Genomic DNA, 1,289 nt, shown 5'->3' with positions numbered 1-1,289 from the left:
ACTGCGTTCATGGATGACATCTCCGAGTTGAAGCGATCATCGTGACCGCTCCTTCACTATGGCGCCGGAAGAGGGAGCCATCCACCTCATCAAGCTCAATGCCGTCGATCCGCAGGCCTATTTGACCGCCACGCTCACCGCTATCGTCAACGGCCATAAGCAGAGCCAGATCGATGAGTTGCTACCTTGGAAATTCCTGTCGCAGGGCCGCTGAAGATCATGCGGTTGCAGGCATGACGCCCGTAGTTACGCGTGCCGCCACACCTTGATCGCGGAGATCACAAGGATCAAGGCTAGACTTGGCAGCAGCACGGCACTCGGGACAATCCCCAGGAGCTGTCCGCCGATGAATGCGCCAAGGATCGACCCGGCGGCCATGACGAGCAGGAACATCCGGTTGCTTCTGATAACCGCAAAACTTTGGTCGCGGCTGTAGCGGGTAAAGCCAACGATCATGGTCGGCAGGCTCACTGCCAGAGAGAGACTTCCAGCAAGCTTGATGTCCGCTCCGAACAGAAGAATGAGGGTCGGTATCAGGAGTTCGCCCCCAGCGACACCCAGCAAAGATGCGACAATGCCAATGACCAAGCCCGCGACCACGCCTGCTACGATCTGCGCAGTCCCGGTGACAAGAGCCGAACCTGCTGCGATGTCGTGACCGAACACCAGCACGACCGCGATCATGAGCAGCAGAACCGCAATCACCTTGTAGAGCGTCTCGGACTTCAGTCGGGTTGCCCAGCCCGCGCCGAGCCAGGCACCAGCTAGGCTCCCGGCCAGAAGATTGACGATGATCGGCCAGTGCGTCACGATCTGATCAAAGGGGACGGTCGCCGCTCGAAATGGCAGAGCGAACGCGACGACGACAAGGCTCATGGCCTTGTTGAGGATCACGGCTTCCAACGCGGCGAAGCCGAACGGACCAATCAGTAGAGGCAGCCGGAACTCAGCGCCGCCAAGACCGATCAGCCCCCCGAGAGTGCCGATGGCGGCTCCGCCAAAAAATGCAGCGGGCCGATTGCTGGAAACGTTCTTTAAGGCCGGATTAGCCATCGTTATGTTCTCCACGATATCGCGTGGCATGACCTATGATCCGGAAGCCGAGCGTCTACAAGGGCAGCATAGAGTGCTGGGTAGCATCCTTCCGCCCGCTAACGTGGTGGGGAATTATCCAGGTGGGGGCATAACACCGGTTACGGTTATCGTCGTGTGCAGGTGCTGTTGGAACGCGAGGGTTGGGGTACCAACATCAAGCGGACCTACCGCATTTACAGGGACTTGGGCCTGCA

The 1,289-nt window shown here is 59.0% G+C and carries 1 protein-coding gene and 2 pseudogenes; 2 read left to right on the top strand and 1 reads right to left on the bottom strand.

What is annotated here, in order from left to right; translation table 11 throughout:
- Positions 1-79: 79 nt before the first annotated feature.
- Positions 80-214 (top strand): annotated as a pseudogene (locus tag GA0061105_RS32090) (transposase domain-containing protein); the annotation flags it as partial.
- A gap of 32 nt (positions 215-246) precedes the next feature.
- Here the strand turns inward: GA0061105_RS32090 and GA0061105_RS32085 are convergent.
- Positions 247-1,053: a sulfite exporter TauE/SafE family protein gene (locus GA0061105_RS32085; RefSeq protein ID WP_092755370.1), complete on the bottom strand. Its 807-nt coding sequence runs from the start codon at positions 1,051-1,053 to the stop codon at positions 247-249.
- A gap of 141 nt (positions 1,054-1,194) precedes the next feature.
- Between GA0061105_RS32085 and GA0061105_RS32080 the strand changes: the two are divergent.
- Positions 1,195-1,289 (top strand): annotated as a pseudogene (locus tag GA0061105_RS32080) (IS3 family transposase); the annotation flags it as partial.

Source organism: Rhizobium aethiopicum (genome assembly GCF_900094625.1).
Lineage (GTDB): Bacteria > Pseudomonadota > Alphaproteobacteria > Rhizobiales > Rhizobiaceae > Rhizobium > Rhizobium aethiopicum.
Note: the sequence above shows the minus strand (reverse complement) of the source record. Positions and strands in the feature narration are given on the sequence as shown.

What these genes read in the sequence shown, in the direction of transcription:
- GA0061105_RS32085 (WP_092755370.1), bottom strand. Translation starts at nt 1,053, where the DNA reads ATGGCTAATCCGGCCTTAAAGAACGTTTCCAGCAATCGGCCCGCTGCA.